We start from the raw sequence: 18,748 nt of genomic DNA, 5'->3' as shown, positions 1-18,748 counted from the left end.
CGCGGGGCCGCAACAGGAAATCCCGCTACGGCCCCGGGGGAACGGCGCAGATTTTCTAATCGCGCGCCTAGAAGGGCAACCAGCGCTGCTTCTTGGAGAACTTCATGTACCCGGCGTTGACCCCCAGCCGCAGCCCGGCGCCGACGCGGATCGGGATCAGCACGACGTCGCCCTTGCGCAGGTAGGAGGCGGTGAGGCCGCCGACGACGTAGGCCTGCCCCTCGCCCGCGGGGTAGCGTTCGTAGAGCTCCTCGCTGTCGTAGAGGTTGTAGACGAGGACGAAGGTATTGCCCGCGTTGGCGCCCACGTCGAACCCGATCGACGGGCCGGTCCAGTAGACCGGGCGCTGGCCCTCGACCTTGTGGTAGAGCGTGCCCGAGCCGTAGCGCGCGCCGACCACGAAGGCTCCGCCCGCCTCGCGCCCGACGATATAGGCATTGGGTTCGCCCTGCTTCTCCAGCAGGTCCTCGATCATCCGCGCCACGCCCTCGGCCCCCTTGCCGAAGACCCCTTCGGCCGCGCCGATCAGGTCGTCTTCCTTGTAGGTGTCGCTGGCGGCGGCGACTTGCGGGCTTCCGGCCCGGGCCGCCGGGGACACAGGGCCGATGCCCGGGGCCGTTGCGGCGGCGGGGGCGGTGGCGGCCGACGGGTCCGACCATGCCGGGGCCACCGGCGCATCGGCCGGCGGGGTCGGCGAATAGGTAACCGCGTCGTCGCCGGGCCCGGTCGCGGCCGTATCGGGCGTGGGCTGCGGTTCGGCATAGACCGGCTGGTCGCCGGGCCGTTCCATCAGGTCCCCGTCGATGGCGGTATCGGGATCGAACGTCTCGATCGTCTGCGCGGCGAGCGGCGCCGCGGCAAGTGCGGCGGCCCCGGCCAGCGCCGCGAACGTGCCGCGGATTGTGGCGATGATCTGCATGGGCCCCTCCTGGCTCGAAATGCGGGCCCGCGACGCGGACCTGTCCACGCGCGAACAGAATCCTTCGCGGCTGAAGCGGCAATGAACCGGCGACGAAGCGAATCGAAAACACGGCGAAACGAGTCGGAACGGGCCTTCGCACGCCCCGCGGCCACGCGCCGCGACAGGCGGCTTGCAGGGGCAGGCCCGGGCCGTTATAGCGCGCCCCTCGCACGGCCCCCGGGCATGCGGAGACGTGGGTGAGTGGCTGAAACCAGCTCCCTGCTAAGGAGCCATACCTGGTAACGGGTATCGAGGGTTCGAATCCCTCCGTCTCCGCCACCGGGCCGGCCCTTCCCCCCTCCTCATCGCGGCTCCCGTCGCTTCAGGCGCTTGCCGGGCGGTGGTCGCTTGCTGCGCGGTCGAGACGCTGGAGGAAGTCCCTCGCCGACCGGTCGAGCTCGCCGACATTGCGGACCAGCGTGGCAGAGGCCGACTTGAGATCGGTCGAAAGCCGCTGCGTCAGCCGGGCGCTGCGGGCCAGCTCGTCGCTTCGCGCCGCCATCTGCCCGGTCTCCGCCGCCGCCTGGCGGGCGTTGACCTCGATATCGGCCGAAAGCACCCGCTGCCGGTCGACGTCGTGGCTGATCGCGGTCGCGGCGGCGGCCAGTTCGCGCACCGAGAGGCTGATCTGCGAGAAGTGGCTTGCCGCGTCGTGCGACCCGTCGCGGAGACGGTTGAGCAGGGCCTCGATCTCGCCGGTCGCGTCCGCCGCCTGGCGCGCCAGGGTCTTCACTTCCTGCGCCACGACGGCGAACCCGCGCCCGCTCTCGCCGCCGCGCACGGCCTCGATCGTGGCGTTCAGGGCCAGCATGTTGGTCTGGTCGGCAACTTCGGTGATCGCGCGGGTGACGTCGCCGATATCGGCAGAGTACTCGGCGAGCCGGGTGACCGAGTGCCCGCCGGACTGCGACTGCCCCTGCGCCTCGTTGGCCAGGGTGTCCTGCTGCGAGGCGGTGACCGCGATGCTGGCGATCGAGGACGAAAGGTCCGCGATGTGGTCGGCGACGAAGGCCACCGCCCTGGAGGCCGCGGCGGCCGCCTGCGCCGCCCCGTCGGCGCCGCTGCCGGTGTCGCGCGCGACCCGGTCCAGTTCCTTCGTCGTCTCGTCGAGCACGCCGGCGGTCGTCGCCACCGCCGCCGTCACGCGCGAGACGGTGTCCTCGAACGCCTGCCCGATCTCGGCCAGTTCCGCGCGCCGCCCTTCCGCCTGCGCGCGTTCGAGCGCCTCGCGCCGCGCGCGTTCGCTGCGGCTCGCCGCCAGCGCTTCCTGCGCCTTCCCGCGCGCGAGCGCCGACTGCACGAGCGTGCGGGTCAGGCTGCGCGCGATCGCGCCGAGGATGGCGGCCTGGAGGACGACCGCGAGCGCGTGGACGAGCACGCGCGGGATGCCGCCCCCGCCGGAAAAGACCCAGGCGGGCGCGATCATCGCCAGGAGGAGGTGATGCAGCGCGATCGCCGCCGCGGCGGCCATGATCGGCCGCAAGTCGCACAGCACGGTCAGGCTCGCCAGCGCGACGAAGAAGTACATGTGCATGTCGATCTGCCATTCCGACCCACGCGTGGCGTAGAGCAGCAGGGCCGGTTGCGAAGCGGCCATCAGGCCCACCGCGAGCCGGGCCACGGCGTCGGAGCGGCGCTGCAGCGCGAGGATGCTGGGCGGGACGTTGACGAGAGCGCTCGCCAACAGCGCCTGCCATGCATAGTCGCCCGACCACAGCGCCACGAGCAGGAACGCGAAGCTCGCCGCCCACCCGGCCAGCGTCAGCCACCGCACCCCGCGTTCGCGCAGCGTGCGCAGCTCCTCCGTCACCACCGCGCTCATGCCGAACACCCCATGTCCGGCACGCCGAGGACGAGCACGCCCTTGCCGCCCACGCGGTCCCAGATCGAGCGGCGCGGACCGCGCAGCACGAGCGAGCCGGGAATCGGCCCGGCGGCGATCAGGCGGGTCGAGCGGTCGCCGAGCGCTGCGACCAGCGAGCGCGAGCCCTCCTCGGTCAGGGGAACGAGCAGCATCTCCCCTTCGGCGGGCGGGGCGAGGATCACCGCGAGAACGACGACCGGGATCCACACCGGCATCGTCACGACAGAAAGGATGCGCGGCACGGCACCGGCAGGAAGGAGGCGCGATCGGGTCATGCCCGCCCCTTGCGGCGATATGGTTTAACCGCGGTTAACTCTGGCCGCGCCGCGGGCGCATCTTTCGTCCCGGCGCGGACCGCCGCGGACGCGGGCGCGCCTAGCGCGCTAGCCGGCCGCGCAGGTCGGCGAGGTCCCGCGCCAGCCTTTCGCGGTCGGTCCCGTCCTTGAGATTGCGATCGATCCGCCGGGCGAGATCGCCCAGTTCGCCGTCTCCGAAATGGGCCGCCACCCCGGCCATGACATGCAGCTGCTCGCGCAGTTCGCGGCCCTGCTCGCTATCGGCCAGGCGCCCTTCGTCGAGCGATTCGACCAAGGCTCGCAAGTCCGCCTTGCGCCGCTCGTACATCCGGCGGGCATCGTCGATGTCCTGCCCTTCGCCATTCTCGGCGGGCGCGGACGCGCCGTCGTCGCGCACCAGCCATTTTTCGAGCGACCGGCCGAGCCGCTCGATCGAGATCGGCTTGGCCAGGTGGTCCTGCATCCCGGCCTCGAGGCACTGTTCCACGTCGTCGGCATAGGCATTGGCGGTGATCGCGATGATCGGCAGTTCCTCCCCTGAGACGCCGCGCGCGCGCAGCAGGCGCGTCGCCTCGAGCCCGTCCATCCCGGGCATCTGCATGTCCATCAGCACCGCATCGAACAGCTGCCCGCGGGCCTTCGCCCCCTCGACCTGCTCGACCGCCTCCTTCCCGTCCTCGGCAACCTCGACCGCGACGCCGAGGCGCGCGAGCATGGCGATCACCAGCTTGCGGTTGATCTCCGCGTCTTCGGCCAGGAGCACCCGGCGGCCGGCCAGCGTCCGCCGGAAGGAGGCCGCGTCCTTCGCCGCCGGCTCGGGCGCGACGCCCGCGTCGCACCTGACAAGCGGAAGGCGCAGTTCGAACGTCGAGCCGCGGCCGAGCGCGCTGCGGGCGACCAGTTCACCGTCCATCAGCTCGGCCAGCTGGCGCGCGATGGCGAGGCCCAGCCCGGTTCCGGTGCCGGCCGCCGTGCCCGGCGCCTGTCCATCGAGCTGCGTGAACTCCTCGAAGATATAGGCCAGCTTATCCTGCGCGATCCCCGGCCCGGTGTCGATCACCCGGATGACGACCACGCCGTCTTCCTCGCACGCCTCGATCCGGACCGACCCGCTTTCGGTGAACTTGATCGCGTTGCCGACGAGGTTGAGAATGATCTGCCGCACGCGCAGCTTGTCGCCCACCCCTTCGGGCAGGTCGGGCGCGATGTCGGTTTCGAGCGCCAGGCCCTTGGCCCGGGCATTGGGTTCGAACAGGCGCACGCTGCTGCGCACGAGGTGCCCGAAATCGACCGATTCGCGCGACAGCTGCATCCGCCCCGCCTCGATCTTGGAAAGGTCGAGCAATTCGTTGAGCAGGCGCAGCATCGCCTTGCCCGAATCCGAGATCATGCGGACATATTCGCGGTGCTCGTCGGCGAGGTCGCTTTCGAGCAGGAGATCGGCAAAGCCGATCACCCCGTTCATCGGGGTGCGGATCTCGTGGCTCATGTTGGCGAGGAAGTGCGCCTTGGCCTGCGATGCACGCTCCGCCTCGTCGCGCGACCGGCGCAGGCGTTCCTCCGCCATCACGGTCTGGGTAATGTCCTTGAACACGCCGAAGACGGTGATGACTTCGCCCGTGGGCGAGGTTTCGGCATGGCCGACGCTGGCCACGTGGCGGATCTCCCCATCGGGACGCACGATGCGCGCGCGGAACTGGAAATCCTTCCCTTCGGCAAAGGCCTTCTCGACCATCTCGGTCACCATCGGCCGGTCTTCTTCGTGATAGAAGTCGATCCCCTGCTCGACGTTAGGGACGAAATCGTTGGGCATTCCATGGATGCGATAGACCTGGTCCGACCAGATCAGCGTCCCTTCCTGCACGTCGACGCGCCAGTGGCCGATATTGGCGATCTTCTCCGCCATCTGCAGCAGCCGGTTGTTCTCGCGCAGCTGGGCGTTGCGCTCCGTATCGCGCAGCTTGTCGCGCCGCCGCGCGCCGATGTCGCGCACGACGCCGACGAAATCGCGCAGTTCGCCCGCGTCCGTGTGGCGGGCGGTGAAGTTCGCTTCCAGCCAGACGTAGTGCCCGTCGGCATGGCGATGGCGATAAGTCGAAAGCACGCTCGGCACCTTGCCCTGGAGCAGCTTCTCGCTTGCTTCCATCGTCGCGGCGCGATCGTCGGGATGGATGCCGTTGATCGGCGACTGGCCGATCATCTCCTCCGGCCGATACCCAAGAAGCCACTGGCACGCGGGGCTGATATAGCGGCGGACCCGGTCGGGGCCGACGACGACGACCATGTCGGGCACGGCATCGGCCAGGCCGGCGAAGATCCCGTCTTCGACCGCGGGGCTCGGCATGGCCGGGGCGACGGCGGAAGGCGGCGCGTCCTCCCGCGCCCGGTCCGCAGCGGCGCGCGAACGCAGCCAGACGGCCGCCACCGCACCCATGACGACCATCCCCAGAACGAGGCCCAGCAGGACCGAGAGAACGTCCATAGCGATGATAACCCTGCTCAACGTGTCGTGCGACGGGGGCTGCCCAACGGGTATGCAAGAAAGCCGATCCGGGCACAATCCCGCCCCTCGCGCGCTATACACTGCACGTCGCGCACCTGCGGAAAGTTCGCCCCACTGGCTTGAACTTGGCCGATAGTTTTGCGCTTCTGTCGTGTGAACGACGCCGGCCAGCGCCGGCAGGATGCAAAGCGAGCCAGGGCATTTCCATGACGAGACACGCATTCCTGGGGGCCGTCGCGGCAGCGGCCATGGCGGCGTCGGCCGCGGCGTCGGCACAAGTCGGGGCGCCAATCGCCCCGACTGTGGCGGCCGCCACCGACGAGCCGGCCCCGTCCGTCGCGCGCACGATCACGCTGCGTGAACTCGGTTTCGAAAGCGGCTTCGAAATCGCCGGCCTTTCGGGCGCGCGCGACCTCTATTTCCCGGTACCCGCAGGCGCGGAAGTGGAAGAGCTGCGGCTGGTCCTGCCCTATCGCGCCGATTCCGCTTTCGGCAGCCGGCGATCGGTGGCGATAGAGATCGGCGGACGCACCCAGTATACTGCCGCCCTGCCGCAAGGCCCGTCGCAGGGGGTGATCGACATCCCGGTCGATCCCGCGCTCGCGGACCGGGGCTACCTCGCGGCGCGGATCATCTACTCGGGCGCGATTACCGAGGATCGCTGCGTCGACCAGCGCCTTTCCGGCGCCTATCTCGCCTTTGCCGGCGACGGCGGGCTGCAAGCCCGGTTCGACGGCGGCAGCCTGCGGCGCGTCTCCACGCTGGCGGCGGCCATGCCTGCCGCGCTCGACCTGTCGCTGCCCGACGGGGCCAGCGCCCGACAGGCCGCCGCCGCCCTCACGCTGATGCTCGGCGGCGGCGATGCGCGCCTTGCCGGATCGCCGCCGCGCGGGGGCACGCAGGGGAACGGCTGGCAGGTCGCGCGCGTCGGCTTCGCCGGGCCGGCGGCGCCGGCAATGGCGGTGCGAATGGACGGAGGACGGCCGGCGCTCGACCTGGGCGGAGAGGACCCGGTCGCCGGAGCCCGCCTGTTGCGCAGCGACTGGAAAGCCGTCGCCGCCGCGCCCAGCCTCGCCGCTGCGGGGCGCGATGCGCGCAGCGCAGCGCGCGGCCTGACGATCGCCGACCTCGGCGCCGACACTTCGGTGCAGGCCATTTCCGATCGGGGCGAGTGGAACGTGCCCATTCACGCCTCGGCCATTCCGGCCGGACAGCGCATGACCGGCCTCGTGCTCGACGTCGCCGTGGCCGAGGACGGCGGCGCCTCGCCGCCGGTCATCGCGGTGCTGTTCAACGGCGTCCTGCTCGCCAGCGCCGAGGCGGAGGAAGACGGCCGGACGCAAATCGCGGTCGACCTGCCCGATGGCCTGGCGAACACGCAGAACAGCCTGGATGTCAGCGTCGTCCGGCAGACCGCGAGCGGCGACTGCAAGTACGCGCCGCAGGGATACCCGGCGCAACTCCTGCCTTCGAGCCGAATCGAACTCGGCCCCGCCGAAGCGCCGGACGATTTCTCCGACCTGCCATCCGCTCTGAATGACGGGTTCACGCTGGTCATGCCCGATGCCGCCGCCCTCGGTCCGGCGGCCGCACTGCTGGGTCCGCTCGTCAGCGGCGAAGGCGCGGTCGGCGTTTCCTACGACGCCATCCCCGACGCGGGGCCGGTGGTCTATGTCGGCGCGCAGGCCCCTGCAGGCACCGAGCCGATCGTGCGGTTCGACCGGGGCGCGATCGCCATCGCGGGCGAGGACGGCCGGACCATCCTCGACCGCGAGGCGATCGAGAACCTGACCACGGTGCAGATTCTGGAACAGGGTGGCCGCCCGGTCCTGTGGATACGCCCCGGGGCCGACTTCGCCGCGCTCGGCGCCAGTGAGGAACCGCCGGTGCTTGGATATGGCAATGCCGCCTTCCTCGCCGGCGACCAGATCGCGTTCGCGTTCCACGACGCGCGCGAGCGGCTGATCGACATCCGCTACCCCGATGAAAGCTCCTTCGCCCAGTTCCTCCAGCGCTACCGCCTATGGTTGATCGGCTTCGGCTGGGTCCTGCTGACGCTTGGCTTCGTCTACCTGCTGCGCCGGGTGATTGCGTCGAACAAGGCCAAGGGCTGACGGTGGCCCGGTTCGTCTCGGCCGACAGCTGGACCGGCGACTACCTCGCCGAGCGCAACCTCGTCACGCCGCGGCAGCTGAACGAGGCCAGCGAGCTGGCGGCGCAGTGGGGTTCGAACCTGGTCGATGTCATGTTGACCAGGAACTGGATCGAGGCCGACGAATACTACGCCGCGCTGGCCGAGCGCTTCGGCGTCGAGCAGGTGGACCTGGAGAAGGAGCCGCCCGACCCCGCGCTGCTGGAGGAAGGGGAAGTCGCCCGCTACATGCGCGAGCTGACCGTGCCCTGGCGCGAAACCGGCGGGGTGGTGACGATCGTGACCGCGCGCCCCGGGCCCGATGTCGTTCTCTATGCCCGGCGCAAGTGGGGCAGCGGCGTCAGGATCGGGATCGCCCCCAAGAAAGACATCCAGCGCGCGGTGCAGAAGGTCTTTTCAGACCGCTATCTCGATGCGGCGGTGTTCGACCTCGCGAACCACGATCCCGTGATGTCGGCGCAAACGGTCTTCACTCCGGTCCAACTGGTCGTCGCCTGGGGCCTGGTGACCGCGATCGCGGCCGGGCTGGCGCTGGCGCCGATCGCCACGCTGATCGCGATCAACCTGGTGATGACGCTGTTCTACCTCGGCAACTTCGTCTTCAAGAGCGTGCTGATCTGGTATGGCGGCAAGAACCAGCACGCGAGCGAACGCCAGCTCGACGCCGCGGTCAGCCTGCTGCGCGACGAGGACCTGCCGATCTACACCGTGCTGGTGCCGATGTTCCGCGAGCCGGACGTCCTGCCGATCCTCGCCAACGCGCTGCGCGAACTCGACTATCCGACCAGCCGGCTCGACATCAAGATCGTGCTGGAGGAAGGCGACCGGCTGACGATCGACGCGGCGACGGCGCTGGGGCTGGAGGACATCTTCGAGATCATCCTCGTCCCGCCCTCGCAGCCGCAGACCAAGCCCAAGGCATGCAATTACGCGCTGCAGTTCGCGCGCGGAGAATATCTCGTCATCTACGATGCCGAGGACAAGCCCGAGCCGGACCAGCTGAAGAAAGTGGTCGTCACCTTCGATCGCGCGCCCGAGAACGTCGCCTGCGTCCAGTGCCGGCTGAACTATTTCAATCGCGACGAGAACTGGCTCACGCGGTTGTTCACGCTCGACTATTCGCTGTGGTTCGATCTCATGCTGCCCGGGCTGGAAAAGCTCAAGGTGCCGATCCCGCTCGGCGGGACGTCGAACCACTTCAAGATGGACGTGCTGCGCGAATTGCGCGCCTGGGACCCTTTCAATGTGACGGAGGATGCCGACCTGGGAATCCGGCTGACGCAGAAGGGATACGAAGTGCGGCTTGCCGCCTCGACCACGTTCGAGGAAGCCAATGTCTCGCAGAGCAACTGGATCCGGCAGCGCTCGCGCTGGATCAAGGGCTATATGCAAACTTTCCTCGTGCACACGCGCCGGCCGCTGCACCTGGTGAAGACGATCGGCCCGCTGGGCGTTTTGGGCTTCGTTTTCTTCATCGGCGGCACCATGCTGTCGGGCCTGCTGAACCCGCTGTTCTGGCTGATCTTCGCGCTCTGGCTGGTGACCGAAACGGGCGTGTTCGACCCGCTCTTCCCCCCGGTCCTGCTCTACCTGTCGCTGTTCAACCTTCTGGCCGGGAACGGGCTGTTCATCTTCGTGATGATGCTGGCTCCCTTCCGGCGGAATTGGCTCTCGCTCGCGCCCTACAGCCTCACGGTGATCTGGTACTGGGTGCTGATGTCTGTGGCGGCATGGAAAGGCGCGTGGCAGCTGATCACCAAGCCGTTCTATTGGGAAAAGACCGAACACGGCCTGTCGAAGCACACGGCATCGGAAGTCAGCAAGGCGCAGGCCGGGCAGCTCGCCGGATGACGGCGCGCAGGGCGGCCCCCTACCTGGTCCCGCTGGCCCTGGCCGCGGCGGTCCTGGCCTTCGCGCTGGTCCTCCACGCCCGCGGCTACGTCTCGGCGAGCAACCTCGACCTGCACGGGCGCACGCTGTTGAGCCTGGGGGGCATGATCCGTTTCGAGAACGTCGTCACGGCTTTCCCGCCCCTGCCCTATATCGCTGCGATCGCCGTCAGCTATCTCTTCCCCCAGGCGGGAACGGCGGGCTTGGCGACGCTGAGCGCGGCCATGGCGGGGCTGCTCGTCGTCGCCTGGTTCGCCGCCTTTCGGGCCAATGGCCTGTCGCTTGCCGAAGCAGCCGCGGCGAGCGCCGCGCTGGGCCTCAACCCCGTGTTCCTGCGCGCCGCGACCGAAGGAGCCGGGTTCATGGCGATACACTGGGGGCTGTGGCTGACCGCGCTCGGGACGTTCAGCCTGCGCCGCGGCGAACGCGTCAACGACCTGATGCTGGTGTCGCTGGGGCTGGCGCTGATGGCGTTCGCCCACCCCTTCGGGCTTCTGCTCGTCTTCGCCAGCCTGCCCTTCCTGGCGCTGGTCATGCCCGCCGACCGCTTGCGCAACGCGCCCGTCCCGATGTACCTGATGCTGCTGTTTCCGGTGGCCTTCAGCCTCCTCGCCTTCATGTACGTCAACTGGGTCTTCCTGGGGAACCCGGCCGCGTTCGTCGACACGATCAGCCGCGAGGCGGCGGGCCTGGGCGCGCGCCTGCCCGGGGGCGAAAGCTCCGGCTGGCGATCTTTCGCCCTTTCGATCATCGGGGTCTTCGCGGTCGGCCCGGTGCTGATGGCATTCTTCTTCGCCGCACGCGGCCGCGCGCCCTTGCGCTACGCCGTCCTCGCGATAGTCGCCACGCTTTTGGCGGGCATGGTTCTGGCGCTGGCCATCGGCCTGCTCCCGTCGGCCGCGCTGGCCGCCAGTCTGGCGATCACCGGCGCCGCGGCCTGCGTTGCCCGCTGGCCGGCGGGCCGCCTCGACCGGGTCGAGCTGAACCTGCTTTCCGCCGGCCTGCTCGGCGGGGCGATCCTGGTCCTTGCCGACCGGGCACCCGAGAACCAGCGCTGGAAGGCGGCGATAGCGGACAGGCCGGCCGGCTACGGCGATCCCGAAGTGGCGGAACTGGCCCGTGCCCTGGCAGGCAAGGACGATGTCCTGTTCGATGCGGAGGCCGTCCCGGCGGTCATCGCCCTGCGCGGCGATGCGCGGGGAATCCGCAGCAGCGGAACCGAGGCATTCCGCCTTGCCTCGCTGCGCAACCGGACCGAGGCGCAGGTCCTTGTCGTCCGCAACAGCGCGTCAGGCCTCGGCAGCGACCGCGTTGGCCGGATATTCCCTACACTCTATGATAACGGTGCGGCGGGATACCGGCTGATCTACGACGGAGACCGCTGGCGCGTGTACGAGATGAACGACGAGGTCGGGCCATGACGCAGAACGGGCGATCGCGAATTCTGGTCGTGGACGACGTTCCCGAAAGCGCACTGATCACGAAGTCGCTGCTGGCGAAGGGCAACTTCCACGACATCGACATTGCCCGCGGCGGACACGAGGCGCTGCGCAAGTGCGGCATTCCGGAGGCGGGGGAGAGCGATCTGCAGGTGGCCGGCGGCGAGGTGGACTACAGCCTCGTCATCCTCGACATCATGATGCCCGATATCGACGGGCTGGAAGTCTGCGCGCGGATGCGCCTCTCGCCGCGCACGCGCTACCTGCCGATCCTGATGCTGACGGCGACCAACGATACCGAGCTGCTCAACCAGGCCTACATGGCCGGGGCGGACGATTTCCTGACCAAGCCGATCGACGAGATCAGGCTGCTGGCGCGCGTGCGTACGCTCCTGCGGATCCAGCGCGAACGCGAGCGCCGGGCGCTGCGGGAAGAGGACCTGAAGGTTCAGAACGCGGCCCTGCGCCAGGGCCAGGCGGGCATGAGCCTGATCGATCCGCAGACCGAGCTGCTCAAGCGCCGGATCCTCGATCTCGTCATCTCCGACTGCCGGGCGCAGGATCGCCCGGCGGCGATCGGCCTGCTCCAGGTCGTCGACTTCGAAGCTTACGCCGCGCTCCACGGAGAGGCGGCAGCACGGCGCCTGTCGCAGGACCTGGCCCGGCGGTTCCAGGCCATCCCCGCCCCGCTGAACATGCTGGTGGTCGCGAACGGGCCCGGCTCCTTCATGCTGATCCACCCCGGCGCCCCGCAGGCGCAGGCGCTGGAAGCTTGGAACCGCCGGGCCTGCGCGGCGGTTGAAGAAGCGCAGATCGCCCACGGCAACTCGATCCAGTCCGAACACGTCACGCTTTGGGCGAAGGCGGCCTGGGCCGGGCCGCACGAACTGGCGCTGACCGCAGACGCCCTCGTCGATACGACCCGACAAGCACTCCTGGAGCGACAATGACCGGTAGATCCAACGCCTTCGCCATCGCCTTCGCCGGCATGTTCGCCCTCGCCCCGGCCGCGGCCGCGCAGGACCTTCCGCCCCCGGCGGCGGAGCAGGCGGACAAGGGGCAGGTCATCGCCACGTTCTACTATTCCAGCAGCGCGCGCGGCTTCGACGCGGACGGCGAGAGCATCGACATCGCCGATTACCAGAAGGTCGAGCTCTACCTGCTGTCCGAGTACGAGATCGCCCCCGATCTCACGCTCATCTTCAAGCCGAGCCTGCGCGACGTCTCGGTCGAAGGCGGGGAGGACGACAGCGGGCTGGGCTATACCGACATCGGCGGCCGGTACCGCTTCGCCGACAGCGAAGAGGGCTGGTTGGCGCTGGAAACAACCGTGCGCATCCCGGGTGTCTCGCGCGACGACAAGCTGGCCCAGGTCGGCAGCACCGATACCGAGTACGACCTGCGCCTGCGCGGCTTTCACAATCTCCGCTTGGGGGGGGACAGCGGCTTCATCGACGGGCAGGCCAGCTATCGCCTGCGCGACGGCGATCCGCCGAACGAGTTCCACGCCGACCTGACGCTGGGCTATCGCCCGCGACCGAACGTCCTGCTGATGGTGCAGTCGCTTAACACGATCAGCGACGGCGCGGGCGGGGGCATCTTCGACGAATACCGCTATCACAATCTCCAGCTTTCCGGCGTCGTCGATGTGGCCCCCGCGGTCGCGCTGCAGGCAGGCCTGCTGGGCACGATCGCAGGCGAGAACGCACTGCGCGAGCGCGGTTTCTTCGGCGGGGTGTGGATTTCCTTCTGACCGCTATCTGCCGGCGAGAAGGCCCTGCGCCGGCTTGTTCTGGATCGTGAAATCGGTATCGGCTGGGCCGCCGCCCGCCGGATCGCTCAGCCAGCGCCAGACCAGCGCCGTCTCGATGCCGCCTCCGCGCGCCACGTCCAGCCACAGGCGCAGGACGTCGCGCTGCAGGGCCGGGTCCGGCGCTGCCGCGCGCTCTTCGGCGCTTTCCCAGGGCCTGGCGGTCGCCCCCTCGGCAGAACGCAGGCCGATCTCGCCCAGCCAGGCCGCCTTCCCATGGCGCTCTGCAAGCGAGCGCAATGCGCCGACCTGCGCCGTCATCGCCCGGCGCCAAGCCTGCCGCTGCGTCGGCCGGCCGAGCGCGGGATAGGCCGAGAGCGCGACGATATCGAGCCGGTCCCAGAACCCGATCCGCTGCGCCTCCTGTGCGTTGTGCGCGACATACATCAGCCGGCCCGGAAACGCCTCGCGCACGCGCGCGATCATGTCGTGCCATTCGGCGCGCGCGCTCGTCTGCGCCAGCTCCGTCCCAACGCTCAGCACCTGCGCCCCACCCTCACGCGCGGTATCGGCGCAGTCCAGCAGCGCGCGTTCATAGGCCGCGAACCATTGGCGCCAGGCCTCTTCGCGATCGAATGCGATGCTCCCAGCCCAGTTCCCGGGAACCCAGACATGCGGCTTGACCACGATCTCCAGCCCGACGCGCGCGGCCTCGGCCATGCCGAGCCGCAGGCGTTCGGCCGGCAGCGCGGCGCCGCGCACCAGCGCCGGATCACCGGGATGCGACTGCCAGAAGAAAGGCACCAGCGCGACCACGCGCGCGCCCGCCCGGGCGAGGCGTTCGAAACTGGCCCGGGCGGCCCCGCTTCCGAAGTGCGCGGACGCCGTCTCGATCATGTTGACGCCGGTTTTCATTGCCGGCCGGCCCGCGGCCGAAAGGCGTGCGACCGCGCCGGTCGCGAGGCCCACTGCGGCAGCCGCGGCGATGACGTCGCGCCGCCGGGGGCCCGCCCCATGCCACGATCTGCCGCTATCGCCCCGATCCACGCTCGCCTTCCTTCGCCGCTCCCCCCTCTATCGGCGGTTTCGGCGCGGACCGCCAGCGGGCAGGGGGTCAGGCGTTCACATGTCGCAGCGGGCCGCCTTTCGCGCTGGCGTGGTGGCGGGCGGTGATGCGCCGGTCGAAAGGCCGCTCCAGCACGGTGGAGACGGCGACGTGCTCGGCCCGCATCGCGTCCGGCGTCAGGGTGACGAGGGCATAGCCCTTGTTGTCCTGGTCGCAGAAGACGACTTCCTCGTTCGCCGCGGCCAGCGCGCGGCCGATCCCGGGCAGGATCGATCCGTAGGACGGGCTGGAGATCGCCGTGCAGCCGACCTCGATCCCCGTCAGCCGGCCGGCGGTATCGTGCAGGTTGTTGCTCCAGGCGGCATGGCTGTCGCCCGACAGGACGAGCGGCCGTGCCCCGGCCCGGGCGAAGAGGTCGTAGAGCCGCTCGCGCGCATGGGGGTAGCCATCCCAGCTGTCGAGGTTGAACGGCACCCCGGCGCGATAGCCGACCAGCGCCTCGTCGATCCGCGCGCGAAACTGTTCCGGCATCCGGGCCCGCATGGCGGCATAGGCCTCGGCCCCCAGGCTCGCCTCCAGATCCGGCCCGGCGACCCGCGCCATTACCACCTGATTGCCGATCACCTGCCACGGCTTGCCGGCCTCGACCGAGGCGGCGAGGACGCCTTCCAGCCACTCGCTCTGCCCGCGGCCCAGCAGCTCGCGTTCGGGGCGGTCGCGTTCGGCCAGCACGGCCTCGACCCGGTCGGCCTGAGGCAGTTCCCCCTTGGGCGCGACCTGCCTGTCGCGCGCGAGCAACCGGGTCTCGACCATCGCCAGCGTGGCGAGATCGCCGAATTCGAAGCTGCGGAAGATCGCCTCGTGCGCGCGGAGCGGATCGGGATCGCGAATGGGCATCCATTCGAAATAGGCCTGCATGGCCACCGCCTTGCGCCCGGCCCAGTCGCCCTCCGTCTCCGGCTGGTGGTTCTGCGCGCCGCCGATCCATCCGTCGTTGGTGACCTCGTGATCGTCCCACACGCAGATGAAGGCGGCGCGCGCATGGGCGGCCTGGAGATCGGGGTCCGATTTCACCTGGGCGTGGCGCCGGCGATAGTCGGCCAGGGTCACGATCTCGTGCGGGGGATCGGGCAGGCGCCCCAGCCGCTCGCCGATCTCGGCGCCGTAGCCCGCTTCGCCGTATTCGTAGATGTAGTCGCCCAGGTGCACGACCGCATCGAGCCGGGGCAGCGCCGCCATGTCGGCATAGGCGTTGAACAGTCCGCCGGGATAGAGCTGGCACGAGGCGACCGCGAGGACCACCTGGTCCACCGCGCCCGCCGGCAGGGTGCGGAAGCGCCCCGTCGGCGAGCGCGTCCCGTCGGCCGCCTCGAACCAGTAATGGTACTCCGCCCCGGGTCGCAGCGAAGCGACCTCCACTTTCGCCGTATGGTCGGCCGCGGCGCGCGCCCAGACCTCGCCGCCTGCGACGGGGGAAGCATCAGGCGCAGTCGCAACGTGCCAGCGCAAGGCGATGTCGCCGGCGAAGCCTTCCTCCGCCGTCGCGCGGGTCCAGATCACCGCGCCGTCCTGCGCCGGGTCGCCGCTGGCAACCCCGTGCACGAAACGCACCCGGGCGGGCGCCTGGCGCGCGATGGTCGCGGACGGCAGGGTCAGCGCGCTGCCCGCGCCCAGCAGCCTCAGGACATTGCGGCGATCGATCGACATGGCTCAGCCTCCCCTCAGAAAAGTCGCGCGGTCAGCTCGATGCCGTAGAAGCGCGGCTCGGCCGGAATGAACGTCGGGTAGCCGAAGGCTCCGCCGGTATTGCCGGCGTCCAGCAGGTAATCCTCGTTCGTGGCATTGCGGATGAAGCCCGCGATCTCGAACCGGTCCCGCGCGAAGGCAATGCCCGCACGGGCATTCAGCAAGGTGACCGACCCTTGCGACGTGACCGGGTTGTTCGGCAGCTCGAAATAGATCCTGCTGCGATGGGTCACGCTGGGGGTCGCGAAGAACCGCGCCCCTTCGCCGATCGGCGCGTCGATCGTGAAGCCGGCCGCGGCCTGCCACTTGGGCTGGAGGCGAAAGCGCGCGCCCGAATAGGCGTCCGCCAGCGCCGAGTCTTCGTCCACCTTGGCGTCGATATAGGCGCCGTTGGCAAACAGGCTCAGCCACGGTGCCGCCTGGACGGCCAGCTCCGCCTCGATCCCGAGGTTCGAAGCCGATCCGGCGCTTTCGGTGCGGGTCGTGCCGTCATCCTGGATCACGCTGACCTGGAAGCCGGAATAGTCAAGGTAATAGGCACCGAGCGAGGCCGAGACCGGGCCCCTGCTCAGCTTCGCGCCCAGCTCGTAGTTCCACACGACTTCTTCGGGCACGAGCTGGTAATTGGGCACCGCTATCCCGTTCTCGTCGCGCGTCGCGCCCAGTTGCACGACCGCGGAACGGCGCCCCTTCGAGACGGTGGCGTAGAAGTTGAGATCCGGGCTCGCGCGATAGAGCGCGTTGAAACGCGGGAGAACGTCGAAGAAGTCCTCGCGGGCCGTGAAGGTCCGCCCGTTGGTGTCGGTCTGGCCGGGGATCAGCGACGGCCCGCCGGTCAGGACCGAGGGAGCGACCTCGGCGAAATAGCCCGATTGGCGGTCTTCCCACAGCAGGCGCACGCCGGCGGTCAGCTCGAGCGCGCGGGTCGCGATCCAGGTGGCATCGGCAAAGACGGAATAGCTGTCGTTCTGTCCCTGGTTCTCGAACACCGACTGATAGGGCAGCTGGGCGACCTGCCCGCCGGTGAGCAGGCCGGTCACCTGTTCGGCCGGCACGCTGCCATCGGGGGCGACGCAGGCGATGTCGGGCACGACCCCGGCGGCGCATTGCAGGAAGATCCCTTCCTCCGACGAGAAGGGGACGTTCTGCCGCCCGTCTTCGGTAAAGACGTTCCAGCCGAACGATCCGCGCAGGTCCATGCCCGAATAGGAGAAGCGGCCTTCATGGCTGAACTGCCACCCCTCGGCGATCTCGGCGAACTCGAGGAACCAGGCCGCCGAACCGTCGGCATCGAACGTCTCGAGGCTGTCGAACTCGCGGTATCCGTTGACCGTGGTGAAGGCCCAGTCGTCGGCGAACCGGTATTCGGCCGTCAGGTTCAGGTCGTAGATTTCGCGGTCGAGGCCCAGCTGGTCCTTGCCCAGCACCTCGCGCGAGAACGGCGATCCGCCGAGGTTGGCCGGGCCGAAGGGGTCGGCCGGCCCCGCCTCGGTCGGGAAATTGCCCGAGATGAACGGCGTGCCGCCGTTGCGCTGGCGATCGAAGGTGCCGACGAGGTCGATCGTGAAATCCGGCCCGGGCCGCACACGCAGCGAGCCGCGCAGGCCGAGGTTGTCGAGCGCGTAGAGCTCGTCCTCCTGCGAGGCGCTGAGGTTCTCGACATAGCCGTCGCGCCGCTTCCATTCGAAGGCGATGCGGCCCGCCACCTGGTCGCTGCCCGCGTTCAGGTAGCCGGTGAGCAGGGTATAGTCGTAATTGCCGTAACCGCCGGTCAGCTCGGCCGACAGGCCCGGCTCGGGCCGCGCGGGCACGATGCTGATCGCGCCCACCGCCGATGCGGTGCCGAACAGCGTGGCCTGCGGGCCCTTGATCACCTCGACCCGGTCGAGGTCGTAGATCGACTGGTAGCTCCCGCGCGAGCGCGAGATATCGACGCCGTTGTAATAGAGCGTGACGCGCGGCCCCTGCTGGGCGGAACCGGAATCGGAGGTGACCCCGCGGATCACGATGCCCGGGTTGTTCGCGCTCTGCTCCTGCACGTTGAGGCCGGGGATGTAGTTCGACAGCTCGTCGAGATCGCCGACGCCCAGTTCCTCGATCCGGTCGCCGCGCAGCGCGGAAATGGTGATCGGCACGTCCTGCGCGCGCTGTTCGATCTTCTGCGCGGTGACGACGATCTGGTTGCCCGCCTGCGCGGCCCCGTCGCTGCCGGCCTGACCCCCGGCTTCCTCGGCCATGGCCGGAACGGCGGCCAGGGCGGTGGACAGGAAAATGGCGCGTGCGCTTGCATAACGAATGTTCATGGCGGCTCCCGAATGTTGCGTTCGGGATGGGCAGCTAGGTCCGCCGTGTGACGCGCCCGCGGCTGTTCGGTTGCAAAATCGTGAACCGGCCGCGGGCGGCGAATATCAGGACGTCGCGGCCGCCCCCCGGTCCCCCGGCTCCGCGCGCGGGAGACGGACGGCCCGCACGCCACCTTCGGGGCCGCCGCCGCAGAAGAAGCGGCCTTCGCCATCGGAATCGAGGCCGGAGACGACGGCGCCGCGCGGCATCTCCAGGCATTCGAGCACCGCGCCGGAACGTGGATCGACGCGCCGCAGGTCGCTCCGCTCGTCCTCCCAGGTGCCGTGCCAGAGCTCCGCGCCGACCCAGCAGACCCCGGTCACGAAGCGATCCGATTCGATCGTGCCGAGGATTTCGCCGGTGTCGGGATCGACCCGGTGGATCTTCTTCCCGCGGTGCTTGCCGACCCACAGCGAGCCTTCGGCCCAGGCGAGGCCCGAGGCGCCGTCGTCGCCGGGGGTGGGAATCTCGCGCACGATCTCCCCGCTGGACGGGTCGATCTTGCGGATCATCAGCTCGGCGATCTGGTACAGGTAAGTGCCGTCGAACGTCGTTCCCGCGTCGGCGAGCGTGGGCAGCTCCGCCCCGATCTCGCCGGTTTCCGGGTCGAAGGCCCGCAGGCCCTGCGCCGATGCGAACCAGACGCGCATGCCGTCGAATGCGACCCCGGCGACATTGTCCGCGCCGGGAAAGGGGCCGTAATGGCCGACGATATCTGCCTTGCTCTGTGTCATGCCC

Annotated in this window: 13 protein-coding genes and 1 tRNA gene; 6 read left to right on the top strand and 8 right to left on the bottom strand. The window is 69.5% G+C overall.

From position 1 onward, the window contains the following. Positions 1 to 67: 67 nt before the first annotated feature. The gene (locus T8T98_RS01840; protein ID WP_251104263.1) at positions 68 to 919 is read right to left on the bottom strand and encodes a DUF1134 domain-containing protein; all 852 of its coding nucleotides are present in this window, start codon (positions 917 to 919) and stop codon (positions 68 to 70) included. Between the two features lie 229 nt (positions 920 to 1,148). Here T8T98_RS01840 and T8T98_RS01835 point away from each other — a divergent pair. After that, positions 1,149 to 1,240: transfer RNA gene (locus tag T8T98_RS01835), tRNA-Ser, on the top strand. 43 nt (positions 1,241 to 1,283) lie between these two features. Here the strand turns inward: T8T98_RS01835 and T8T98_RS01830 are convergent. From T8T98_RS01830 to T8T98_RS01820, 3 genes are all read right to left on the bottom strand, one after another. Beyond that, positions 1,284 to 2,783, bottom strand: coding sequence for a methyl-accepting chemotaxis protein (locus T8T98_RS01830; protein WP_251104264.1), 1,500 nt, complete (start codon positions 2,781 to 2,783; stop codon positions 1,284 to 1,286). Continuing rightward, positions 2,780 to 3,100, bottom strand: a complete 321-nt coding sequence (locus T8T98_RS01825; protein WP_251104265.1) for a hypothetical protein — start codon at positions 3,098 to 3,100, stop codon at positions 2,780 to 2,782. The genes T8T98_RS01830 and T8T98_RS01825 overlap by 4 nt, the downstream gene beginning before the upstream one ends. A 100-nt stretch (positions 3,101 to 3,200) precedes the next feature. Continuing rightward, entirely contained in the window at positions 3,201 to 5,624 is a 2,424-nt protein-coding gene (locus T8T98_RS01820) for a PAS domain-containing protein (protein ID WP_322295793.1), read from the bottom strand. 206 nt (positions 5,625 to 5,830) lie between these two features. Here T8T98_RS01820 and T8T98_RS01815 point away from each other — a divergent pair, with 206 nt between their 5' ends. The 5 genes from T8T98_RS01815 to T8T98_RS01795 are packed head-to-tail and all read left to right on the top strand — an operon-like array spanning position 5,831 to position 12,858. Next, positions 5,831 to 7,738 carry a cellulose biosynthesis cyclic di-GMP-binding regulatory protein BcsB gene (locus T8T98_RS01815; protein WP_251104267.1) on the top strand — a complete coding sequence of 636 codons (1,908 nt, stop codon included), beginning with the start codon at positions 5,831 to 5,833 and terminating at the stop codon, positions 7,736 to 7,738. Between the two features lie 2 nt (positions 7,739 to 7,740). Further along, entirely contained in the window at positions 7,741 to 9,627 is a 1,887-nt protein-coding gene (locus T8T98_RS01810) for a glycosyltransferase family 2 protein (RefSeq protein WP_251104268.1), read from the top strand. After that, positions 9,624 to 11,087, top strand: a complete 1,464-nt coding sequence (locus tag T8T98_RS01805; RefSeq protein ID WP_251104269.1) for a hypothetical protein — start codon at positions 9,624 to 9,626, stop codon at positions 11,085 to 11,087. Before T8T98_RS01810 ends, T8T98_RS01805 begins: the two co-directional genes overlap by 4 nt. Then, positions 11,084 to 12,055, top strand: coding sequence for a response regulator (locus tag T8T98_RS01800; RefSeq protein ID WP_251104270.1), 972 nt, complete (start codon positions 11,084 to 11,086; stop codon positions 12,053 to 12,055). The genes T8T98_RS01805 and T8T98_RS01800 overlap by 4 nt, the downstream gene beginning before the upstream one ends. After that, on the top strand, positions 12,052 to 12,858 hold the full coding sequence (locus tag T8T98_RS01795; RefSeq protein ID WP_251104271.1) for a transporter: 807 nt from the start codon (positions 12,052 to 12,054) through the stop codon (positions 12,856 to 12,858). Before T8T98_RS01800 ends, T8T98_RS01795 begins: the two co-directional genes overlap by 4 nt. A gap of 3 nt (positions 12,859 to 12,861) precedes the next feature. On the opposite strand, the gene T8T98_RS01790 is transcribed toward T8T98_RS01795, so the two are convergent. The 4 genes from T8T98_RS01790 to T8T98_RS01775 all read right to left on the bottom strand — a co-directional run bounded on the left by T8T98_RS01790 (position 12,862) and on the right by T8T98_RS01775 (position 18,744). Beyond that, positions 12,862 to 13,770 (bottom strand): glycoside hydrolase family 113, encoded by a 909-nt coding sequence (locus tag T8T98_RS01790; protein WP_251104272.1) that lies wholly within the window; start codon positions 13,768 to 13,770, stop codon positions 12,862 to 12,864. A gap of 199 nt (positions 13,771 to 13,969) precedes the next feature. Continuing rightward, complete coding sequence (locus tag T8T98_RS01785; RefSeq protein ID WP_251104273.1) at positions 13,970 to 15,628, bottom strand: alkaline phosphatase D family protein; 1,659 nt, start codon at positions 15,626 to 15,628, stop codon at positions 13,970 to 13,972. A 14-nt stretch (positions 15,629 to 15,642) separates the two neighbouring features. Continuing rightward, on the bottom strand, positions 15,643 to 17,970 hold the full coding sequence (locus tag T8T98_RS01780; RefSeq protein WP_251104274.1) for a TonB-dependent receptor: 2,328 nt from the start codon (positions 17,968 to 17,970) through the stop codon (positions 15,643 to 15,645). A gap of 105 nt (positions 17,971 to 18,075) precedes the next feature. Further along, positions 18,076 to 18,744, bottom strand: a complete 669-nt coding sequence (locus T8T98_RS01775; protein WP_251104275.1) for an NHL repeat-containing protein — start codon at positions 18,742 to 18,744, stop codon at positions 18,076 to 18,078. Between the last annotated feature and the right edge of the window lie 4 nt (positions 18,745 to 18,748).

It is taken from the genome of Pelagerythrobacter marinus (assembly GCF_034375205.1).
GTDB lineage: Bacteria > Pseudomonadota > Alphaproteobacteria > Sphingomonadales > Sphingomonadaceae > Pelagerythrobacter > Pelagerythrobacter marinus.
Note: the sequence above shows the minus strand (reverse complement) of the source record. Positions and strands in the feature narration are given on the sequence as shown.

Bases quoted from the DNA above. Each gene is read 5' to 3' on its own strand.
- T8T98_RS01800 (WP_251104270.1), top strand. From the start codon at position 11,084: ATGACGCAGAACGGGCGATCGCGAATTCTGGTCGTGGACGACGTTCCC.
- T8T98_RS01775 (WP_251104275.1), bottom strand. From the start codon at position 18,744: ATGACACAGAGCAAGGCAGATATCGTCGGCCATTACGGCCCCTTTCCC.
- T8T98_RS01785 (WP_251104273.1), bottom strand. From the start codon at position 15,628: ATGTCGATCGATCGCCGCAATGTCCTGAGGCTGCTGGGCGCGGGCAGC.
- T8T98_RS01830 (WP_251104264.1), bottom strand. From the start codon at position 2,783: ATGAGCGCGGTGGTGACGGAGGAGCTGCGCACGCTGCGCGAACGCGGG.
- T8T98_RS01795 (WP_251104271.1), top strand. From the start codon at position 12,052: ATGACCGGTAGATCCAACGCCTTCGCCATCGCCTTCGCCGGCATGTTC.
- T8T98_RS01840 (WP_251104263.1), bottom strand. From the start codon at position 919: ATGCAGATCATCGCCACAATCCGCGGCACGTTCGCGGCGCTGGCCGGG.
- T8T98_RS01815 (WP_251104267.1), top strand. From the start codon at position 5,831: ATGACGAGACACGCATTCCTGGGGGCCGTCGCGGCAGCGGCCATGGCG.
- T8T98_RS01790 (WP_251104272.1), bottom strand. From the start codon at position 13,770: ATGAAAACCGGCGTCAACATGATCGAGACGGCGTCCGCGCACTTCGGA.
- T8T98_RS01805 (WP_251104269.1), top strand. From the start codon at position 9,624: ATGACGGCGCGCAGGGCGGCCCCCTACCTGGTCCCGCTGGCCCTGGCC.
- T8T98_RS01825 (WP_251104265.1), bottom strand. From the start codon at position 3,100: ATGACCCGATCGCGCCTCCTTCCTGCCGGTGCCGTGCCGCGCATCCTT.
- T8T98_RS01780 (WP_251104274.1), bottom strand. From the start codon at position 17,970: ATGAACATTCGTTATGCAAGCGCACGCGCCATTTTCCTGTCCACCGCC.